The sequence below is a fragment of the Bacillus cereus group sp. BfR-BA-01331 genome (genome assembly GCF_022663915.1).
GTDB lineage: Bacteria > Bacillota > Bacilli > Bacillales > Bacillaceae_G > Bacillus_A > Bacillus_A mycoides.
In genome coordinates this window covers 1-17055 of the sequence record NZ_JAKUGJ010000027.1, presented here as the reverse complement: position 1 = coordinate 17055, position 17055 = coordinate 1, and the positions used below count along the sequence as shown (strand labels likewise).

The following is a 17055-nucleotide window of genomic DNA, read 5'->3' as shown; positions in this document are numbered from 1 at the left end:
GAAAAAATTAGAAGTTTTTCATCTTTATTTTTTCAAAATATGAATTTTTATAATTAGAAACGTGTATTATTCAAAAAAAAAAACAAACTCCTGTAAATGCTTACAGGAGTTTGCTACAAAATTATAAGACTTTCTTTCAAAAGCCCTTTTCATTCGAATTTTACGAAGCGCCTGCTTCTTCAAACTCAACCTCTTCTAACTCGCCTAAACGATGATACTCTGTTAAAACCGCATCTTGAATTTTAGAGCGTGTATTAGAATTAATTGGATGTGCAATGTCACGGAATTCTCCATCTGGAGTACGTTTACTTGGCATTGCTACAAATAATCCATTATTACCATCAATTACACGAATATCATGAACAACAAATTCATGGTCTAGAGTAATAGAGGCAATTGCTCTCATGCGGCCTTCTGTGTTTACGCGGCGTAATCTTACGTCAGTCACTTCCATCTTGTGTTCACCACCCTTTTCTAAATAAGCGATATATTTGTATAAATTCCACAAATTTTCTATTTTCCCTTTAATTTTTTAAAAATTTTTAAGATAAAAATTTTTATTGTAGTTGAATATAAGGATTAGTAGAGGTTATCGCTTACAAAGAGTTACTTAACTAGGGCAATTACTTCGATTTCAACAGAAACATCTTTCGGTAATTTTGCTACTTGTACACAAGAACGCGCTGGTTTATGAGTAGAGAAATAAGAACCGTATACTTCATTAACAGCATTAAAATCATCCATATCCTTCAAGAATACTGTTGTTTTTACCACTGTATCAAATGAAGCACCTGCTTCTGCTAATACCGCTTGTAAATTTTCAAATACTTGCTCTGTTTGTACTGTTACATCTCCTGTTACAAGTTCTCCACTTGCCGTTAACGGAATTTGTCCTGAACTATAGAACATATTATTTACAATAATCCCTTGTGAATATGGTCCGATTGCCTGTGGTGCTTTGCTTGTTTGAACAACTTTCATACTTTTCACCCTTTTATTATTTATTTTTACTCTTTAAAAATAGTGTACCAAAGGCAGTTTGTCCATCTATTTTGTAATTTATAAATAGGAATAAAAAAAGGTAAAGCTATCTGCTTTACCTTTTTACTCAGCCTCTACAAGCCCTTTATCAAATGGTGCAAGTGCATAATTCCCCTTTTCCACTTGAATCGCTTTTTCTTTCACATCAACTTCTGACAAACGAATTAATGATACAAAGTTATTAATAAGTCTTTCTTCAATATCCGTAGACTCTACTAATACGCCAATCCCAACAACATTAGCTTTAAACTCTTCTAGCATGCTCATCATACCTTGAATGGTTCCGCCAGCTTTCATAAAGTCATCAATAATTAAAACATTGGACCCTTCTGGAAGGCTACGCTTTGCTAAAGTCATCGTTTGGATTCGCTTAGAGGAACCTGATACATAGTTAATACTAACAGTGGGTCCTTCTGTTACCTTATTATCTTTTCTCGCAATTACTACCGGTACATCTAAGTAGTTCGCTACTGCATAAGCAAGCGGAATTCCTTTTGTCGCTACCGTCATAACCGCATCAATTGGTTGCCTAGCAAAAACAGAAGCAAATAAACGACCTGCGCCATTAATCTGGCGAGGATTACTTAAAAGATCCGTCATATATAAGTAACCGCCAGGCAAAATACGGTCTGGGTTTTCAAATAAGCTACAAAGCTCGTTAATAATCAGATTTGCCTCTTCTTCACTTATATAGGGAATATATTTCACTCCTCCTGCTGCTCCTGGTACCGTTTGCAATGTGCCGACACCTTGTTGTTCAAACGTTTGCTTAATTATAACCAAATCTTCACTAATGGAAGATTTGGCCGATTGATACCTTTCAGCAAAAAAAGTGAGAGAAACTAGCTGACGAGGATTTTGTAACAAGTAATACGTCAGATCGACCAATCTTGTACTTCGTCTAATTTTCATACTCTCACCTCAAATCACGAATATTCTAAACAAATCATAACGTATTATACGTCTTTATTCAAGCGTTTCTCGCTCTCCTAATAAACGCACTGCATATACTTGCTCGCAAAATCCTTTTAACCCGTTATATATGCGGTGCATTCGCGAATCATGGTGTACAAGACCAAATACAGTTGGGCCACTTCCACTCATTAATACGGCATCTGCCCCAAAGCGTTTCATCTGTGATTTAATACGTGCAACCTCGGGATGCATCGCAAACGTCACATCTTCTAAAACGTTACCAACAGTATCACAAATTCCTTTATAATCGCCATGGTTAATGACTTCAACCATTTTATCTACATTTGGATGAGTAACACGATTTAATTTTAAATTTCCGTACACGTCAGCAGTAGATACACCAATGTGGGGCTTTGCTAAAACAACCCAACAAGAAGGCGGAGTCTTTATATGTTCAATTTCTTCTCCTCTTCCAGTGGCAATAGCAGTTCCACCATATACACAGAACGATACATCTGACCCAATTTCTGCGCCAAGCTTTGCTAATTCATCGATTGTTAGCCCTAAATTCCATAACTTATTAAGGCCACGTAATGTCGCTGCTGCATCACTACTTCCACCTGCTAATCCAGCGGCTACTGGAATCGTTTTTTCAATAGTAATAGACACACCTTTTTTTACATTAAACTTCACTTTTAATAATTTCGCTGCTTGATAAGCTAAATTGCGTTGGTCGTCTGGGACATACCGATTATGGGACAAAATTTCAATACGGTCTTCTGCTAATTCCGTTAGCTCTAAACGATCTGCCAAGTCGATTGTTGTCATAATCATTTTCACTTCATGATATCCATCTTGTCTTTTTCCCAGTACATCTAACGACAGATTAATCTTTGCTGGTGCTTTCACTAGTAGCTTCAATCTATTCACCCACTCTATGTACTCAATCTTTTATCGTTTATTTTACCATAAATTTATAGTAAGACGATGACACTTCCCTAATTATATCGAAAAGCATTCAGAATGAAACTACTTATGTCAAATGATGGCACCTTTTAGCGTGCAAAAAGCCGAGGAATCTCTCCTCGGCTACCGTAGCATAGAAAGTATCTTACAACTACTGGTTTCGTTTCATTAATTGCTGTTCTGCAATTTCTATAGCACGTTTCACCATATTACCAGCATCTTTCGCACGAATTCCGCCCCATCCTTCTTTCTGAACAACATCATAAAAGCCAAGCTCTTTTGCAAGCTCTTCTTTAAATTGATTTGACATGACTCCTCTTCGTCTACTCAATGCAGAGTCCCTCCTTATTTTGCTACGGTATAATTAGTATGCAAAATAATATAGCTTTTCATTTATGGGAATATATGTAACAAAAAAATACATTAATTATAAAATACTTCATTTTGAGATTCATCGTAAAATGTTAGCTCTACTGTCTCTGTTAAAACATCTGCATAACTATAAGATACACGTTGCAATGCATCTTCTTGCTGGTCTAATTGTACAACAAACACAGAACGATACGTTTCTGCAAGTACACCTGATTGCTCCACAGTTTTTCTTCTCCCACTATTTGCCTTTAACATAAGTCGCTGTCCAAGATGGTGATCTAATTCGCTTTTAATTTCATCTAAACGTTTTGACATATACTTTGCTACACCTCGCTGTAATTTAGATTGAACACTTAAAACACGATATATCTATCCCAATTATTAACCGCAATTCACAGACAATATCATTATAAAAGCATCATGCGTTCAAATAGATAGAAGAAATACTATATTCTAAAAGTATCATTGTATAGTCTGCACGTTCTTGACGCTTTTTATCCAGACTCATTTAAATCATTTCCACATAAAAAAGCAAGATACGTATGTACCTTGCTCATTCGTCATAATGTTGAAAGGGCAATCCTGTTCGTAAAATCCCTCTTGTTTCAATTCCGCCTAGTCCCTTTTCGCCAGTAATTGTATTACGCACAACGTCCCATACATTTACTCTTTCCATAAATGAAGTGAAACTAATTTTGCCAACTACATATACAGGATCTAGAGCATGAATATTAATTCTAGACGGTGAACTAGCAAAATTAGCACCTGCTCGAATCAACGCCTCAAAGTGTGATTGACACGCTCCAGCAAAAATAACGAGTTGATCCAATGATGGATATTTTTTTCGCACTTCTCGAACAGCCTGTACAAAATGTCTAGAATGTCTATATGCCGCTAAATCTCCCATAACTCCTTTTGACTTTGTATATGCATCATGTCCTGTAATAACTAAAATGTCTGGGCGAAAATGATCTATTAAGTCTACTACCTTTTCATGCATCTCCGTTTCCTTACAATGAATACCTTGAACAGGAACGCCTATTTTATTATATAAATCTAAGCACTTGCGCAAATATAAAGGATCTCCATCTATATGCAATACACGTCCTGGCATTTGAAAATAATTCACTTCACTTGTATATCCACCAGTTGAAGTATGTTCATGTCTTTGTTTCATCAACACGTAATCTTGCTGAAACAACCGGTAAGTACGCTCCATCGTTTCTGTTTCACGCTTCACTCTATTTTTATGTTCTCGTTGATCTATACTAACTAAATCTGCAAGTGGTGCATCCGCCACAAGTCTAATTTCCTCTCCAAATAATATTGCCATATCGCCTTTTATTTCTATAATACGAAAAAGAATATCCCTATTATGAGAATATCGTTCAACTAATTCTCCAACATGTAAAGCCATTCTCCTACCTCCAAACTCCAAACTCGTTAGGCCATCTTACCTGTTTTTAAAGTATGAATTTAGGAAAGGAAAGGTGACAAAAGGGACAGCTCAAGTTGAACTGTCCCTTTCATATTCTTATGACAATTTATGAAGAATTAATGCATTACTTAATGTTGCAAACTCTTCGATAGATAGCGTTTCGCCTCTTCGCTTCGGATCAATTCCTACTTCTGTCAAAATTCGATCCAACAGCTCTTTATCTTTCGGGAAACCATTTAAATTATTTGATAAATTATTCATTAAAGTTTTACGACGCTGTGCGAAACTTGCTCGTACTACTTCAAAGAAGAAAGTTTCATCTGTCACTTCTACAACTGGTTTAGGACGCTTTAGAAGACGGATAATCGCAGAATCAACATTTGGTTGTGGCACAAACACTGTACGCGGTACAGTCATAACTGTTTCTACCTCTGTATAATACTGAATGGCAATTGATAAAGAACCATACTCTTTCGTTCCTGGTTTAGCAGCTAAACGATCCCCAACTTCTTTTTGCATCATAACAACAAATCCACGAACCGGTAATTTTTCTTCAAGCAATTTAAATAAAATTGGCGTTGTAATATAGTATGGTAAGTTAGCTACTACCATTACATCTTGTCCTTCTTCAAATTGCTCACTAAACACTTCATGTACATCTGCTTTTAGTACATCTTTATTTATAACTGTAACGTTGCTATATGGAGCTAACGTCTCGTCTAAAATTGGTAATAATCTCTGATCAATTTCAAAAGCCACTACTTTTTTAGCACGCTTTGCCAATTGCTCTGTTAACGCACCAATACCTGGTCCAATTTCAATTGCGCCACTTTCTGAACCGATTTCTGCGTGATCAACGATACGATTTAATACATTCGTATCAATTAAAAAATTTTGTCCTAAACTTTTTTTGAATGAAAATCCATACTTTTCAACAATGTCTTTCGTACGATTTGGTGTTGCGATATCCTTCATTTTTTTTCCTCCTGTATTACTTGCTTATAAGCTTCTGCAAATGATTCCTTTGAAACCTGAAACATTTGTAAACGTTTATGTAACTGTTTTGCGTTTGTATAACCAATCTTTAATAGCTTACCCACTCTTTCTCTGCGACTCTTTGCCATTTCTCCGCCCACTAAGCCCGCATCGACTAGATCACTCCAACTAATTTCACTTGTGTAAGCTTCCATTTCTTCATGTATATTCTCTAAAGCACGGCGAATCGACTCATTAGAAGCATGTTCGATTCCAACACCTTTTTTCCTTTTAGCAAGTGCTTCTTCCTTCGTTAAAAAAGCATGCTTACATCCAGGAACCTTGTCAGAAATAATTTTTCGAATACGCTCTCCAGGATAATCCGGATCTGTGAAAATAATAACGCCTCGTTTTTGCTGCGCTAATTTAACTTGCTCAATAACGTGATCACCGATTGCTGAACCGTTCGTTTCGATTGTATCCGCATCAACAGCACGTTTAATCGCAACTGTATCATCTTTACCTTCTACAACGATAATCTCTTTAATTTTCATGCTTGCCTCCACACTCTTTTCATCTCTACTTAGTAAAACAAAAAAATGACGACTTTTCCATTATTATTTTCCCAATCTTACATTTTAAAAAGTAGAAGAGAAAAATCTTTGTTCACTATCCTTATTGTAACACTTCTATCTCCATCTTAATTTATCCGCAGTATTTCTACACTTATGTTATGCGTAAATAGTGGGTTCTTATCACTTCTATTATCTCTCTTCTCAAAAAACAAAAAAAGAATGGGACTCCCCATTCTTTTTTATTCAACACCAAATAAGGCTTTGGCATTCTTTGTTGTTACTTGTGCTACTTCGTCATAAGAAATTCCTTTTAAATTCGCAATTTCTTCTGCTACCAGTTTTACATAACTAGGTTCATTTCGTTTCCCTCGAAATGGATGTGGTGTTAAATACGGGCAATCTGTCTCTATCAATAATTTTTCTAACGAAATCTCCATAGCAACTTCCTTCGGTTTCTTGGCATTTTTAAATGTTACTGGCCCACCTAATGAAATTAAAAAGTTCATATCGACACATCGCTGCGCTACTTCTACACTACCGCTAAAGCAATGCATAATGCCCCCTACTTCAGCTGCATTCTCTTCCTCTAGGATATCAACAATATCTTGAGTTGCATCGCGGTTATGTATAATAATCGGTAATTTCACCTTTTTCGCTAATGCAATTTGTTTACGGAATACTTCCTTCTGTATTTCCTTTGGAGACTTATCCCAGTGATAATCTAATCCCATTTCCCCAATTGCAACTACTTTAGGATGAGCCGCTAATTCTTCTAACCAAGCTAAATGTTCTTCTTTCATATCGATTGCATCAACAGGATGCCATCCAACTGCAGCGTAAATAAAATCATAAGCCTCTGCTAATTCAATTGCTTTCTTTATCGTTACTTCATCAAATCCAACAACAACTGTATATGTAACTCCCGCTTCTTTCATTCTCGCGATAACTTCTTGTAAATCTTCTTCAAATTGCTCTGCATTTAAATGTGAATGTGTATCAAACAACATAATAAATAACTCCTTTTATATTGAAATCAATTCTCTCATAGAAAAACTACACTCTTTCTAACTTAACGATAACAATACTTCAATTTTAATGCAAAAAACGGAATGTAAAAAGAAAAAAGACGCTTCACCAATGTTACACGTGAAACATCTCTTTTCTTGTCTCAATTACTTGATTTTTGTACCATTTGGTAAATTCTGGTCAATTGATGCTAATGACAATACGCCATTCTCTTCACCTGCTAAAATCATACCTTGTGATAATTCACCACGTAATTTTACAGGTTTTAAATTCGTTACACAAATAACCTTTTTACCTTTTAGTTCTTCTGGGGAATAGAATTTAGCAATCCCAGAAACCACTTGGCGCTTCTCTGTACCTAAATCAAGCTGAATTTTTAACAACTTATCTGCTTTTTTCACAGGTTCAGCGGATATTACTTCAGCTACTCGTAATTCTACTTTAAAGAAATCATCAATTGTAATTTCTTCTGCCTTTGGTTCTTCTGCTTTTTTCTCTTCTACTTTAGGAGCAGAACCTTGCATTTGTTCTTTAATATATCCCACTTCTACTTCCATTTCCAAACGAGGGAAAATTGGGTTTCCTTTTTCTACTTTTGTTCCAGCTGGAATACATCCAATTGTAGATAGGCTTTCCCAAGATTTATGCGCCTCTTCAGTAAGTCCAAGTTGAGCAAACATCTTACTTGGTGCTACTGTTAGGAATGGCATAAGCATAATACCTGTTTGACGAAGTACCTCAGCTAAGTGGGACATTACAGACGCAAGTTTTTCACGATCATTCTCATCCTTCGCTAATACCCACGGCTGCGTTTCATCAATATATTTGTTCGTACGGCTAACTAATTGCCAAATGGAACTTAGCGCTACAGAGAATTCCATATTCTCCATTGCCTCTTCTACTTTTTTCAATGTATCTTCGGCAAATGTCACTAACGTTTCATCGAACTCAGTTACATTTGCTTTAAATGCAGGGATTTCCCCGTTAAAGTATTTATCAATCATAGCTACTGTACGATTTAATAAGTTACCTAAATCATTCGCTAAATCAAAGTTGATTCGTTCAACAAATCCTTCTGGTGTGAATACTCCATCAGATCCAAATGGAACTTCGCGAAGTAAGTAGTAACGCAATGCATCTAATCCGTAACGATCAATTAATGTAACTGGATCTACTACGTTTCCTTTTGACTTACTCATTTTTCCATCCTTCATTAAAATCCAGCCATGAGCAAAGACTTTCTTCGGAAGTGGTAAATCTAAAGCCATTAAAATAATTGGCCAATAAATTGTGTGGAAACGAACGATTTCTTTCCCAACTAAATGGACATCTGCTGGCCAGAATTTTTTATACTTCTCTTCATTTTCTGTTCCATATCCTAATGCAGTAATGTAATTAGACAACGCATCTACCCATACGTAAATAACGTGTTTTGGGTTACCTGGAACACGAACTCCCCAGTCAAATGAAGTACGAGAAACCGCTAAATCTTCTAATCCTGGTTTAATGAAGTTATTAATCATTTCATTTTTACGGGACTCCGGCTGAATGAAATGAGGGTTATCCTCATAGAACTTTAATAGTCGGTCTACATATTTACCCATTCTAAAGAAATAAGACTCTTCGCGAACAAGTTCTACAGCGTGACCACTATCTGGGCTTTTTCCACCAACTACTTTGTCACCTTCCATAATTGGATCTACTAATTGATGCGCTGTATAGAATGTTTCATCTTGTACAGAATACCAACCTTCATATTCATCAAGATAAATATCGCCTTGATCTACTAGCTGCTTGAAGATTTTCTCAACAACATCTTTATGACGATCTTCAGTTGTACGAATAAAATCATCATAAGAGATATCCATCTTCTCCCAAAGTTCTTTAATCCCTGATACAATGTTATCCACATATGCCTGTGGTGTAACATTTAGTTCTTCTGCTTTCTTTTGGATCTTCTGTCCATGCTCATCAGTTCCTGTTAAATAATGAACATTGTATCCTTGCATACGCTTATATCGTGCCATCGCATCTCCTGCTACTGTCGTATAAGCATGTCCAATGTGTAACTTTCCACTTGGATAATAAATTGGGGTAGTAATATAAAAGGACTTATTTTCCTCTTTCATCGTTTTGGACCTCCCGAATAACCTCATATGTATTTATAAACAGTATATCAAAAACTCATATATAAAGTGAAACTTTAATCCGTGGAGAGGGTTCATCCCCCATGGATTATTAGCCCACACCAATCGGGCTTTTACGAGCAGCCCGACTCCCACTTAACTTCTTTGCTCCGGCTAAATTTTGAAGTGGGAGTCTTACTGCTCGCAAATAGCGGGATAAAACGAGTTAATGCTCGATATCTTTATCATCTATTACTCATATTCAAAAAATATACAATATATTTCCCGAAAAGTATAAATATTACAAAAAATAATACAAAACAATTGTAGAAATGACTTACATTCTATCATATATAAGAAGTATAAAAATCTATAAATCTTTTTTTAAAATATAGAATTTAATAATTGACGGAAATGTAAATGATTGGTATCATATGTCCATAGGGTATTTTGTCGAAAAATGACGAATCAAAAAAATAGACTCGAAACTTATAAACTATTTATTTAGGAGGAAAAGAATTATGAAATCTACTGGTATCGTTCGTAAAGTTGATGAATTGGGTCGTGTAGTAATTCCAATCGAATTACGCCGTACTTTAGGTATTGCAGAAAAGGATGCTCTTGAAATCTACGTTGATGATGAAAAAATCATCTTAAAGAAATATAAACCAAACATGACTTGCCAAGTAACTGGTGAAGTATCTGATGGTAACCTATCTTTAGCTGAAGGTAAAATTATCTTAAGTAAAGAAGGCGCTGAACAAGTCTTAAACGAACTTCAAGATTATATCGAAACAGCAAAATAAGCTTCTCAATTATGAGAAGCTTATTTTTTATCCACATGATAGATTTGATATACGTCTCGTTTCGACAAATCTCGGTCTTTAGCGACTGTTTTTATCGCTTCTTTTGAATTCATACCTTTTTCATTTATATAATGTTCAATATGATTATATACTGAAATAGCTTCCCACCATTTTTCTTCTGGAGTAGGTTCTTCTGTTGAACCTGCTACTAAAATACAAAACTCACCACGAACTTCATTTTGCTTCGTCCACTCAATCGCTTCTTCAATTGTTCCACGAATAAACTCTTCAAATTTTTTCGTTAGCTCACGACATAATACGATTTCCCTATTTCCTAATACTTCTTGCATAGAGATTAAAGTATCATCTAAACGATGTGGCGCCTCATAAAACATCATTGTAGTTGGAATATAGCGTAGTTTTTCTAATTCAAGCTTACGTCCCTTTTTATTTCTTTGCAGGAAACCATAGAAATAAAAATGTTTTGTCTCAAGTCCTGATGCAATCAATGCTGTAAGGGCTGCATTTGCCCCAGGAAGCGGGATAACATGATATTGTTCTGCTACAGCCTCTACAACGATATCATAACCAGGATCTGAAATACATGGCATACCTGCATCGCTCACAATGGCTACAGTCTTACCTTCTTCTAACTTATCTAAAATTTTCCGTCCACTTACTCCTTTATTATGCTCATGATAACTCATAACTGGTGTTTCAATTTCAAAGTAATTACAAAGTTTCTTCGTTTGCCTTGTATCTTCCGCTGCAATAATGTCTGCCTCTTTTAAAATTCGGATTGCACGAAATGTCATATCCTCTAAATTTCCGATTGGAGTCGGTACTAAATATAAAACTCCCTTTTCATTTTGCTGAAAGCTTTTTTGCTGCCACATAGCGTTCTCCTTTTTGCATATATTCTTCTTTTTTTTTCCTCGTTAACTGCTTAAAGTGATACTCAGCTTGCATAGCCGTTCGTTTATCCTCGTGATCCTCTACATATTTTAAAACAACTGGAAGTCTAGCGCGTGTATATCTAGCACCTTTTCCACTATTATGGGTCTGAATCCGTTTTTCTATATGATTCGTGTATCCAGCATAATAACTTCCATCAGAACACTCCACCACATAAAAACAATGCTTATTCTTCTCCATATAAAATTGAACGAAGCTCCTTTGTATATTCATTGTTTTCTTCATATACAAAAAGAGGTGGTAAGATTTTTAAATCAGCATTCCCATCCTTAATTCCTTCAATTAACAATGTATTCGCTTCTTTACCAGCCTTAGGATAAACAAATCGCACACGTTTCGGTTCAATTTTGTATTTACGCATTAATGTGACGATGTCGAGCAAACGACCTGGACGATGTACAAATGCTACTTTCCCACCCTGTTTCACTAGCTGGCTACTTGCGTATACAACATCTTCTAGTGTGCACATAATTTCATGACGAGCTATCGCTAAATGTTCATTCATATTCTTCTCAGAAGTTTGTGGTGTTTGAAAATAAGGAGGATTACATGTTACAACATCATATTGATGACGTCCAAGTTTCTCCGGCATATCTTTCAAATCTCCATGGATTAAATGAATTCTTTCTTCTAAATTATTGTATTGAACGCTTCTTATTCCCATATCATATAAGCGCTCTTGAATTTCTACACCTGTAATTTTCCCTTTTGTCCTTGTACTTAATAAAAGAGGGATAACTGCGTTACCTGTACACAAATCAAGTAAATTACCTTTTTGAATTGGCACCCAAGCAAAATCTGCAAGTAAAACAGCATCCAAAGAAAAATTAAATACTGATGGACTTTGTACAATCTTCATATCTTGCGCTAATAAGTAATCTAAACGCTCATCTTCATATAAATTCATATATTGCTTCCTTTCTTACACTTAACCTATCCTATTTCATCTTCTATTAATGTAAAAATAAATTTCATTCTACTCTCATGTATAAAAAATTACCTTTCCAATTATATTGGAAAGGTAATCTCACTTTTTATTTAAAAATGACAGACAGAATAAACAATCTCCCTCTTTACGTACACTTCCATAATGTAGATTGCAAATATGAAAACCTTCTTGATATAGTCTCGCTAGATTATCGTAGCCTTCACCAATATCTGTCTTCGCCTTCATTTCTTTGCGTTTTTGAGTTTTTTGTTTTTCCTTGTTCTGCACTTCTTCAAAACGATGTCGCAAATTTTCATTTTCCATTTTTATATGTTGGTTTTCTTCCAATAATTCTGCAAGATGTTGTTTTAATTCTCCCAACTGTTTGTATAAATGTCCAATTTGCTCTTCCATACTAGAAACCGATGCAAAAATATCCTTTTTCTCCACAAGCACCCACCTCATTAATCTGTGGTTTGACTCGAAACGACCCCTTTATTCATTAATTCATCTAACGTATATTCTACTATCCGTTCCTTGTCTACTAGTTCCACTTGAATTAATCTTTCTAAAATATTTAATCCGATAACACGGCCAGTACCGTGCGGTGTTTGTATACGTTGATCTAAATCAGGAAGTTGTTCCTTTGCTGCCTCATATTCATCATTCTCATATTTTAAGCAACACATTAAGCGACCACATAAACCAGAGATTTTTGCAGGATTTAATGATAAATTTTGATCCTTTGCCATTTTAATGGATACAGGTTCAAAATCTCCTAAAAAAGTAGAACAACAAAGCATACGACCACATGGACCAATACCACCAAGCATTTTTGCTTCGTCACGAACGCCGATCTGTCTCAGCTCAATTCTTGTCCTAAAAATTGCCGCTAAGTCTTTCACTAGTTCCCGGAAATCAATCCGGCCATCCGCAGTAAAGTAAAAAATAATCTTATTACGATCGAACGTATACTCTACATCTACAAGCTTCATATCAAGATTATGTTCTCCTACCTTTTGTTGACAAACTTGATATGCTTCTTTCGCAGCATGCCTATTCTCTTCAACAATGGTACGATCATTTTCATTTGCAATACGAATAACTTTTTTTAGCGGTAATACAACGTCATTTTCATCAACTTGCTTTTTGGTAATAACTACTTTTCCGTACTCAATACCTCTTACCGTTTCTACAATTACAAACTCATTTTCTGAGATATCGAACTGATTTGGATCAAAGTAATATACCTTTCCGGCCTTCTTAAAGCGAACACCTACTACATCATACAAAACGGTCATCCCTCCTGCAACCGCAACACTAACTGTTCGAACACAAGCTGCGCATTTACATTAGCGTTGATTCTATTTTTTGCCTCTAATATATTAAAGAGAGCTGATACAATGCGCTTCTGAGCATAAGAAAAGGATTCAAACATCTCTTTCTGCTCATGAAAAACAAGACGATCTTCTTCTCCAAGTTGAACATATAATAAATCCTTATAAATAAGGAGTAACATATCTAAGCCTTGCTGTAATTGTTCTTTCTCTCCAAAGTGCTTCCCCCATTTTTCTTGTACAAAAAAAATAGAGGCCTTATCTTTTTCGAGCGCTTCACATAATTTTATCACTAAAGCTCTCGCTTGTGCAAACCATTCATCATTACACATTAATAAAGCTTCTTCAAAACTATTTGTAAGCTGCGCAGCAAGTGTAGATAAAGAAACTGTAATACCTTCTTCCTCTAACCTCTTAATTAAAGATTCTGTAGGCAACGGCCTAAACGTAACAACTTGACAACGAGATAAGATTGTATTTAAAATCTGATGACTTTGTTCAGTAAGTAAAATAGCTGTTGTATCACTACTTGGTTCTTCTAAAAACTTTAAGAGCGTATTCGCTGCATTTGCTGTCATACGATCTGCATGCTCAATAATATATACTTTTTTATTTGCTTCTAATCCTGTTTTTGAAAACTCTTCTTGTAAATCATGAATTTGCTGTTTTTTAATAGATAATCCATCTGGTTTTACAATATGTAAGTTTGGGTAGTTACCTGAATCAATTCGGCGACAATTCGTACATACATGACAAGGCTCTACACCATTTCTTTGTGAACAGAGAAAACTTTTTGCCATTTGAATTGCTGTGGCGAACTTCCCAGTCCCTTTCCCTCCCTCTAACAAGTAAGCGTGGGATATACGCTCTTTTGCAATGCTATTCATCAACATTTTGACACCGATGGGCTGTATAACAGAAAGCTGCTCCCACGTATTTATCATACTGCATACCTCACTTATTTCATTCTTTCCTTCTATTATAACAATTTATCTTCTATAATCTGAACAACTTCTTCTATAAGTTTTTTCATTGGTTGATCAGCATTTACTAATACAATGCGATTAGAGAAACGCTCTACAACTTGTAAATACCCTTCACGCACACGTTTATGGAAAGAGATATCTTCCATATCTAGTCGATTTACTTCACGTCCTGCATCTTTTCCAATTCGTGCTAAACCTACCTCTGGCTCAATATCTAAATAGATTGTTAAACTAGGCATACAATCTTCCGTTGCGAAACGATTAATTTCAAATACTTTATCCATACCTAAGCCCCTTGCATATCCTTGATATGCTAAAGAGCTATCTATAAAACGATCACATAGTACAAGATATTTTTCCTCAAGTGCCGGCATAACTTTTTCCACTAAATGTTGTCTACGTGCAGCAGCATATAAGAGCGCCTCTGTACGTGCTTCCATCATCGTATACTCTTGTTTATGTAAAATTGTTCTAATATCTTCAGAAATTGCAATACCACCCGGTTCTCTGGTCGCCATTACCTTTTGTTCCTTTTGCTCAAAATATGGTAATAAACTTTTAATTAATGTTGTTTTACCCGAACCTTCTGGCCCTTCAATTGTTACAAATAATCCCTTCATCCTAAAACCTACTTTCTATATCATACACGTTCATATATTTCGTACTACCTTGAAAACGAGCCCCTGTTTTCTCTAAATGAGTAATTTGCTTTGTATGTTCTTGAGTAATTCTCTCTCCATACATGATCAATGGAATTCCAGGTGGATACGGAATCACCATTTCTGCAGCTATCATACCAACGGCTTCTTCTATAGATACTAACTTCGTTTCGTATCTCTCTAATTGTTTATACGTATACGGTAAAGAGGAAATCTCCCCTTTATAAGTATAACGAATTGATGCTGTCTTGTCTTTTACCTTATATTGCTGCATAGCTAATCGAATGATCTCTATAGCTTTCATATACCCCTCATTTACTTGTAACGGTAATATAAGTAGGACGTTATATGGATCTGCCATTTCCGTATATATACCGACTTTTTCAAATACAGACTGTAATTCATACCCCGATAACTGACAGCGAGTTTGCACCGTAACTTTTAATTCATCTTGCGATGGATATTGCAAAATGGCTATTTGTGGGATAGATCGCAATCCTTCCTTAAATCGGCGTAAAAACTCAACGATTTCATCATGGCCCTCTTCCTTTATAACCGCTATTGCAAAACGTGCTATATCAAGAGAAGCCATAATTGGATACGATGGGCTACTAGATTGTAGCATACTTAAATAGGAGGAAACTTTTTCTTCGCTCACCAAATGGCTATTTATATGTAAATAAGATCCCATTGTCATCGCAGGTAATGTTTTATGTGCGGAATGAACCACAATATCCGCACCATAAACTAATGCTGACTTCGGGAAGGGGTCCCCTATACAAAAATGCGCCCCATGGGCTTCATCTACTAGAACAGGAATTTTATGTGCATGTGCGTAAGCGATACTTGCCTCTAAATCAATGCCCATACCATAGTAATTAGGATGTGTTAAAATAAGTGCTTTTGCATTTGGATACTTTGTAATTGCCTCCTTAATAACTTCATCACGAACACCTACTGGTACGTTATGTACTTCATCAATCCATGGATTTAAAAAGACCGGATTCGCCCCTGCTAATTTCAAACCATTAATGATCGATTTATGACAATTTCTTTGTACGAGGACAATATCATGTTCGCCGCAGCAAGATAAAATCATTGCTAAATTTCCAACTGTTGAACCATTAATTAAAAAATAACTTTTGTGCACGCCGTATACTTCAGCTAATAATTGCTGTGCTTCATCTATACATTCAAACGGGCTATGTAAATCATCTAATCCTGTTAACTCTGTTACATCAATTGATAATATGTCCTTAAACCCCCCTGAAGCTTTCTGAGGGAAGTTTAAACCATTCTTATGACCCGGAACATGAAAAGATAGTAGTCGCCTTTCTTTAAATTCCATTAGCGCCTCATATAAAGGCATACGATTTTGATTCATATATATCTCTTCCTTATTATTCATTGTGTATCTATTATACAGATATTAGGGCAAAAAAAATAATAGGCATAATGCCTATTTAAAAATATGATACTTCTAGTTTTCGCAGTTGTTTTAAATAATGTATATACTTCGGGTCATTTGTCTCAGTATTCACCAGATTTCTTTCGCACTCGTAACATATTAAATTATTATATACATATATTCCTTCCCCTCTTTTTGTCTCACAAACGATGCAAATTTCACTTGGTAATTTCATAATCTTTCCTCCCTTTTTAAATAAACATATTATATACCTCTATTCCTTAACAAATTTCTGGAAAATATACATCAATTTCTTATATAATATGATTTATTCTTGGGCAACGTGTTTGTATTACTTATGTATTCCCTTTACTTCTTTCATGTACCGTTTAAAAACAAAAAAACACAAGTCAAAAGACTTGTGTTTTTATCTTGCTTGGCGACGTCCTACTCTCACAGGGACAAGGTCCCAACTACCATCGGCGCTAGAGAGCTTAACTTCCGTGTTCGGTATGGGAACGG

At 35.6% G+C, this 17055-nt stretch carries 21 protein-coding genes and 1 rRNA gene; 1 reads left to right on the top strand and 21 read right to left on the bottom strand.

Features of this window, described 5'->3' with window-relative positions:
- Positions 1-160 precede the first annotated feature (160 nt).
- From spoVG to metG, 11 genes are all read right to left on the bottom strand, one after another.
- Positions 161-454, bottom strand: a complete 294-nt coding sequence (gene spoVG / locus MR155_RS26960) for a septation regulator SpoVG (RefSeq protein WP_000454042.1) — start codon at positions 452-454, stop codon at positions 161-163.
- A 152-nt stretch (positions 455-606) separates the two neighbouring features.
- Positions 607-981, bottom strand: a complete 375-nt coding sequence (locus tag MR155_RS26955) for a RidA family protein (RefSeq protein WP_000869819.1) — start codon at positions 979-981, stop codon at positions 607-609.
- A gap of 123 nt (positions 982-1104) precedes the next feature.
- On the bottom strand, positions 1105-1953 hold the full coding sequence (gene purR / locus MR155_RS26950) for a pur operon repressor (RefSeq protein WP_002091587.1): 849 nt from the start codon (positions 1951-1953) through the stop codon (positions 1105-1107).
- A 54-nt stretch (positions 1954-2007) separates the two neighbouring features.
- Entirely contained in the window at positions 2008-2877 is an 870-nt protein-coding gene (gene ispE, locus MR155_RS26945) for a 4-(cytidine 5'-diphospho)-2-C-methyl-D-erythritol kinase (RefSeq protein WP_012260164.1), read from the bottom strand.
- Positions 2878-3073: 196 nt separating this feature from the next.
- Entirely contained in the window at positions 3074-3253 is a 180-nt protein-coding gene (gene sspF / locus MR155_RS26940) for an acid-soluble spore protein SspF (RefSeq protein ID WP_002094215.1), read from the bottom strand.
- Positions 3254-3345: 92 nt separating this feature from the next.
- Positions 3346-3609 carry a biofilm formation stimulator Veg gene (gene veg / locus MR155_RS26935; protein ID WP_002009653.1) on the bottom strand — a complete coding sequence of 88 codons (264 nt, stop codon included), beginning with the start codon at positions 3607-3609 and terminating at the stop codon, positions 3346-3348.
- A gap of 238 nt (positions 3610-3847) precedes the next feature.
- On the bottom strand, positions 3848-4711 hold the full coding sequence (gene yabG / locus MR155_RS26930) for a sporulation peptidase YabG (protein ID WP_113938526.1): 864 nt from the start codon (positions 4709-4711) through the stop codon (positions 3848-3850).
- Positions 4712-4828: 117 nt separating this feature from the next.
- Entirely contained in the window at positions 4829-5707 is an 879-nt protein-coding gene (rsmA, locus tag MR155_RS26925; RefSeq protein ID WP_002091590.1) for a 16S rRNA (adenine(1518)-N(6)/adenine(1519)-N(6))-dimethyltransferase RsmA, read from the bottom strand.
- The gene (gene rnmV, locus MR155_RS26920) at positions 5704-6261 is read right to left on the bottom strand and encodes a ribonuclease M5 (RefSeq protein ID WP_002029323.1); all 558 of its coding nucleotides are present in this window, start codon (positions 6259-6261) and stop codon (positions 5704-5706) included. Before rnmV ends, rsmA begins: the two co-directional genes overlap by 4 nt.
- A gap of 260 nt (positions 6262-6521) precedes the next feature.
- A complete protein-coding gene (locus MR155_RS26915) occupies positions 6522-7289 on the bottom strand; it encodes a TatD family hydrolase (RefSeq protein WP_242311559.1) in 768 nt (255 codons plus the stop codon).
- Positions 7290-7454: 165 nt separating this feature from the next.
- Positions 7455-9437, bottom strand: a complete 1983-nt coding sequence (metG, locus tag MR155_RS26910) for a methionine--tRNA ligase (protein ID WP_235661827.1) — start codon at positions 9435-9437, stop codon at positions 7455-7457.
- A 518-nt stretch (positions 9438-9955) separates the two neighbouring features.
- Here metG and MR155_RS26905 point away from each other — a divergent pair.
- On the top strand, positions 9956-10240 hold the full coding sequence (locus MR155_RS26905; protein WP_000843037.1) for an AbrB/MazE/SpoVT family DNA-binding domain-containing protein: 285 nt from the start codon (positions 9956-9958) through the stop codon (positions 10238-10240).
- Positions 10241-10260: 20 nt separating this feature from the next.
- Here MR155_RS26905 and rsmI read toward each other — a convergent pair whose 3' ends face one another.
- From rsmI to rrf, 10 genes are all read right to left on the bottom strand, one after another.
- On the bottom strand, positions 10261-11136 hold the full coding sequence (rsmI, locus tag MR155_RS26900) for a 16S rRNA (cytidine(1402)-2'-O)-methyltransferase (RefSeq protein WP_219300699.1): 876 nt from the start codon (positions 11134-11136) through the stop codon (positions 10261-10263).
- Complete coding sequence (locus MR155_RS26895) at positions 11105-11395, bottom strand: GIY-YIG nuclease family protein (RefSeq protein ID WP_002130207.1); 291 nt, start codon at positions 11393-11395, stop codon at positions 11105-11107. Before MR155_RS26895 ends, rsmI begins: the two co-directional genes overlap by 32 nt.
- Complete coding sequence (locus MR155_RS26890; protein WP_002138893.1) at positions 11382-12122, bottom strand: tRNA1(Val) (adenine(37)-N6)-methyltransferase; 741 nt, start codon at positions 12120-12122, stop codon at positions 11382-11384. The genes MR155_RS26895 and MR155_RS26890 overlap by 14 nt, the downstream gene beginning before the upstream one ends.
- A gap of 120 nt (positions 12123-12242) precedes the next feature.
- Entirely contained in the window at positions 12243-12593 is a 351-nt protein-coding gene (gene yabA / locus MR155_RS26885; RefSeq protein ID WP_002009639.1) for a DNA replication initiation control protein YabA, read from the bottom strand.
- 14 nt (positions 12594-12607) lie between these two features.
- Positions 12608-13435: a PSP1 domain-containing protein gene (locus MR155_RS26880; protein ID WP_002009637.1), complete on the bottom strand. Its 828-nt coding sequence runs from the start codon at positions 13433-13435 to the stop codon at positions 12608-12610.
- Between the two features lie 5 nt (positions 13436-13440).
- Positions 13441-14424, bottom strand: a complete 984-nt coding sequence (gene holB / locus MR155_RS26875; RefSeq protein ID WP_113938530.1) for a DNA polymerase III subunit delta' — start codon at positions 14422-14424, stop codon at positions 13441-13443.
- A 35-nt stretch (positions 14425-14459) separates the two neighbouring features.
- Positions 14460-15086, bottom strand: coding sequence for a dTMP kinase (gene tmk / locus MR155_RS26870; protein WP_215551292.1), 627 nt, complete (start codon positions 15084-15086; stop codon positions 14460-14462).
- A gap of 1 nt (position 15087) precedes the next feature.
- Positions 15088-16509, bottom strand: coding sequence for an aminotransferase class I/II-fold pyridoxal phosphate-dependent enzyme (locus MR155_RS26865; protein ID WP_242311558.1), 1422 nt, complete (start codon positions 16507-16509; stop codon positions 15088-15090).
- Between the two features lie 79 nt (positions 16510-16588).
- Complete coding sequence (locus tag MR155_RS26860; protein WP_002091596.1) at positions 16589-16768, bottom strand: sigma factor G inhibitor Gin; 180 nt, start codon at positions 16766-16768, stop codon at positions 16589-16591.
- A gap of 199 nt (positions 16769-16967) precedes the next feature.
- A 5S ribosomal RNA gene (rrf, locus tag MR155_RS26855) occupies positions 16968-17055 on the bottom strand; the annotation flags it as partial.

Bases quoted from the DNA above. Each gene is read 5' to 3' on its own strand.
- spoVG (WP_000454042.1), bottom strand. From the start codon at position 454: ATGGAAGTGACTGACGTAAGATTACGCCGCGTAAACACAGAAGGCCGC.
- MR155_RS26955 (WP_000869819.1), bottom strand. From the start codon at position 981: ATGAAAGTTGTTCAAACAAGCAAAGCACCACAGGCAATCGGACCATAT.
- purR (WP_002091587.1), bottom strand. From the start codon at position 1,953: ATGAAAATTAGACGAAGTACAAGATTGGTCGATCTGACGTATTACTTG.
- veg (WP_002009653.1), bottom strand. From the start codon at position 3,609: ATGTCAAAACGTTTAGATGAAATTAAAAGCGAATTAGATCACCATCTT.
- yabG (WP_113938526.1), bottom strand. From the start codon at position 4,711: ATGGCTTTACATGTTGGAGAATTAGTTGAACGATATTCTCATAATAGG.
- rsmA (WP_002091590.1), bottom strand. From the start codon at position 5,707: ATGAAGGATATCGCAACACCAAATCGTACGAAAGACATTGTTGAAAAG.
- rnmV (WP_002029323.1), bottom strand. From the start codon at position 6,261: ATGAAAATTAAAGAGATTATCGTTGTAGAAGGTAAAGATGATACAGTT.
- MR155_RS26915 (WP_242311559.1), bottom strand. From the start codon at position 7,289: ATGTTGTTTGATACACATTCACATTTAAATGCAGAGCAATTTGAAGAA.
- metG (WP_235661827.1), bottom strand. From the start codon at position 9,437: ATGAAAGAGGAAAATAAGTCCTTTTATATTACTACCCCAATTTATTAT.
- MR155_RS26905 (WP_000843037.1), top strand. From the start codon at position 9,956: ATGAAATCTACTGGTATCGTTCGTAAAGTTGATGAATTGGGTCGTGTA.
- rsmI (WP_219300699.1), bottom strand. From the start codon at position 11,136: ATGTGGCAGCAAAAAAGCTTTCAGCAAAATGAAAAGGGAGTTTTATAT.
- MR155_RS26895 (WP_002130207.1), bottom strand. From the start codon at position 11,395: ATGGAGAAGAATAAGCATTGTTTTTATGTGGTGGAGTGTTCTGATGGA.
- MR155_RS26890 (WP_002138893.1), bottom strand. From the start codon at position 12,122: ATGAATTTATATGAAGATGAGCGTTTAGATTACTTATTAGCGCAAGAT.
- holB (WP_113938530.1), bottom strand. From the start codon at position 14,424: ATGATAAATACGTGGGAGCAGCTTTCTGTTATACAGCCCATCGGTGTC.
- tmk (WP_215551292.1), bottom strand. From the start codon at position 15,086: ATGAAGGGATTATTTGTAACAATTGAAGGGCCAGAAGGTTCGGGTAAA.
- MR155_RS26865 (WP_242311558.1), bottom strand. From the start codon at position 16,509: ATGAATCAAAATCGTATGCCTTTATATGAGGCGCTAATGGAATTTAAA.
- MR155_RS26860 (WP_002091596.1), bottom strand. From the start codon at position 16,768: ATGAAATTACCAAGTGAAATTTGCATCGTTTGTGAGACAAAAAGAGGG.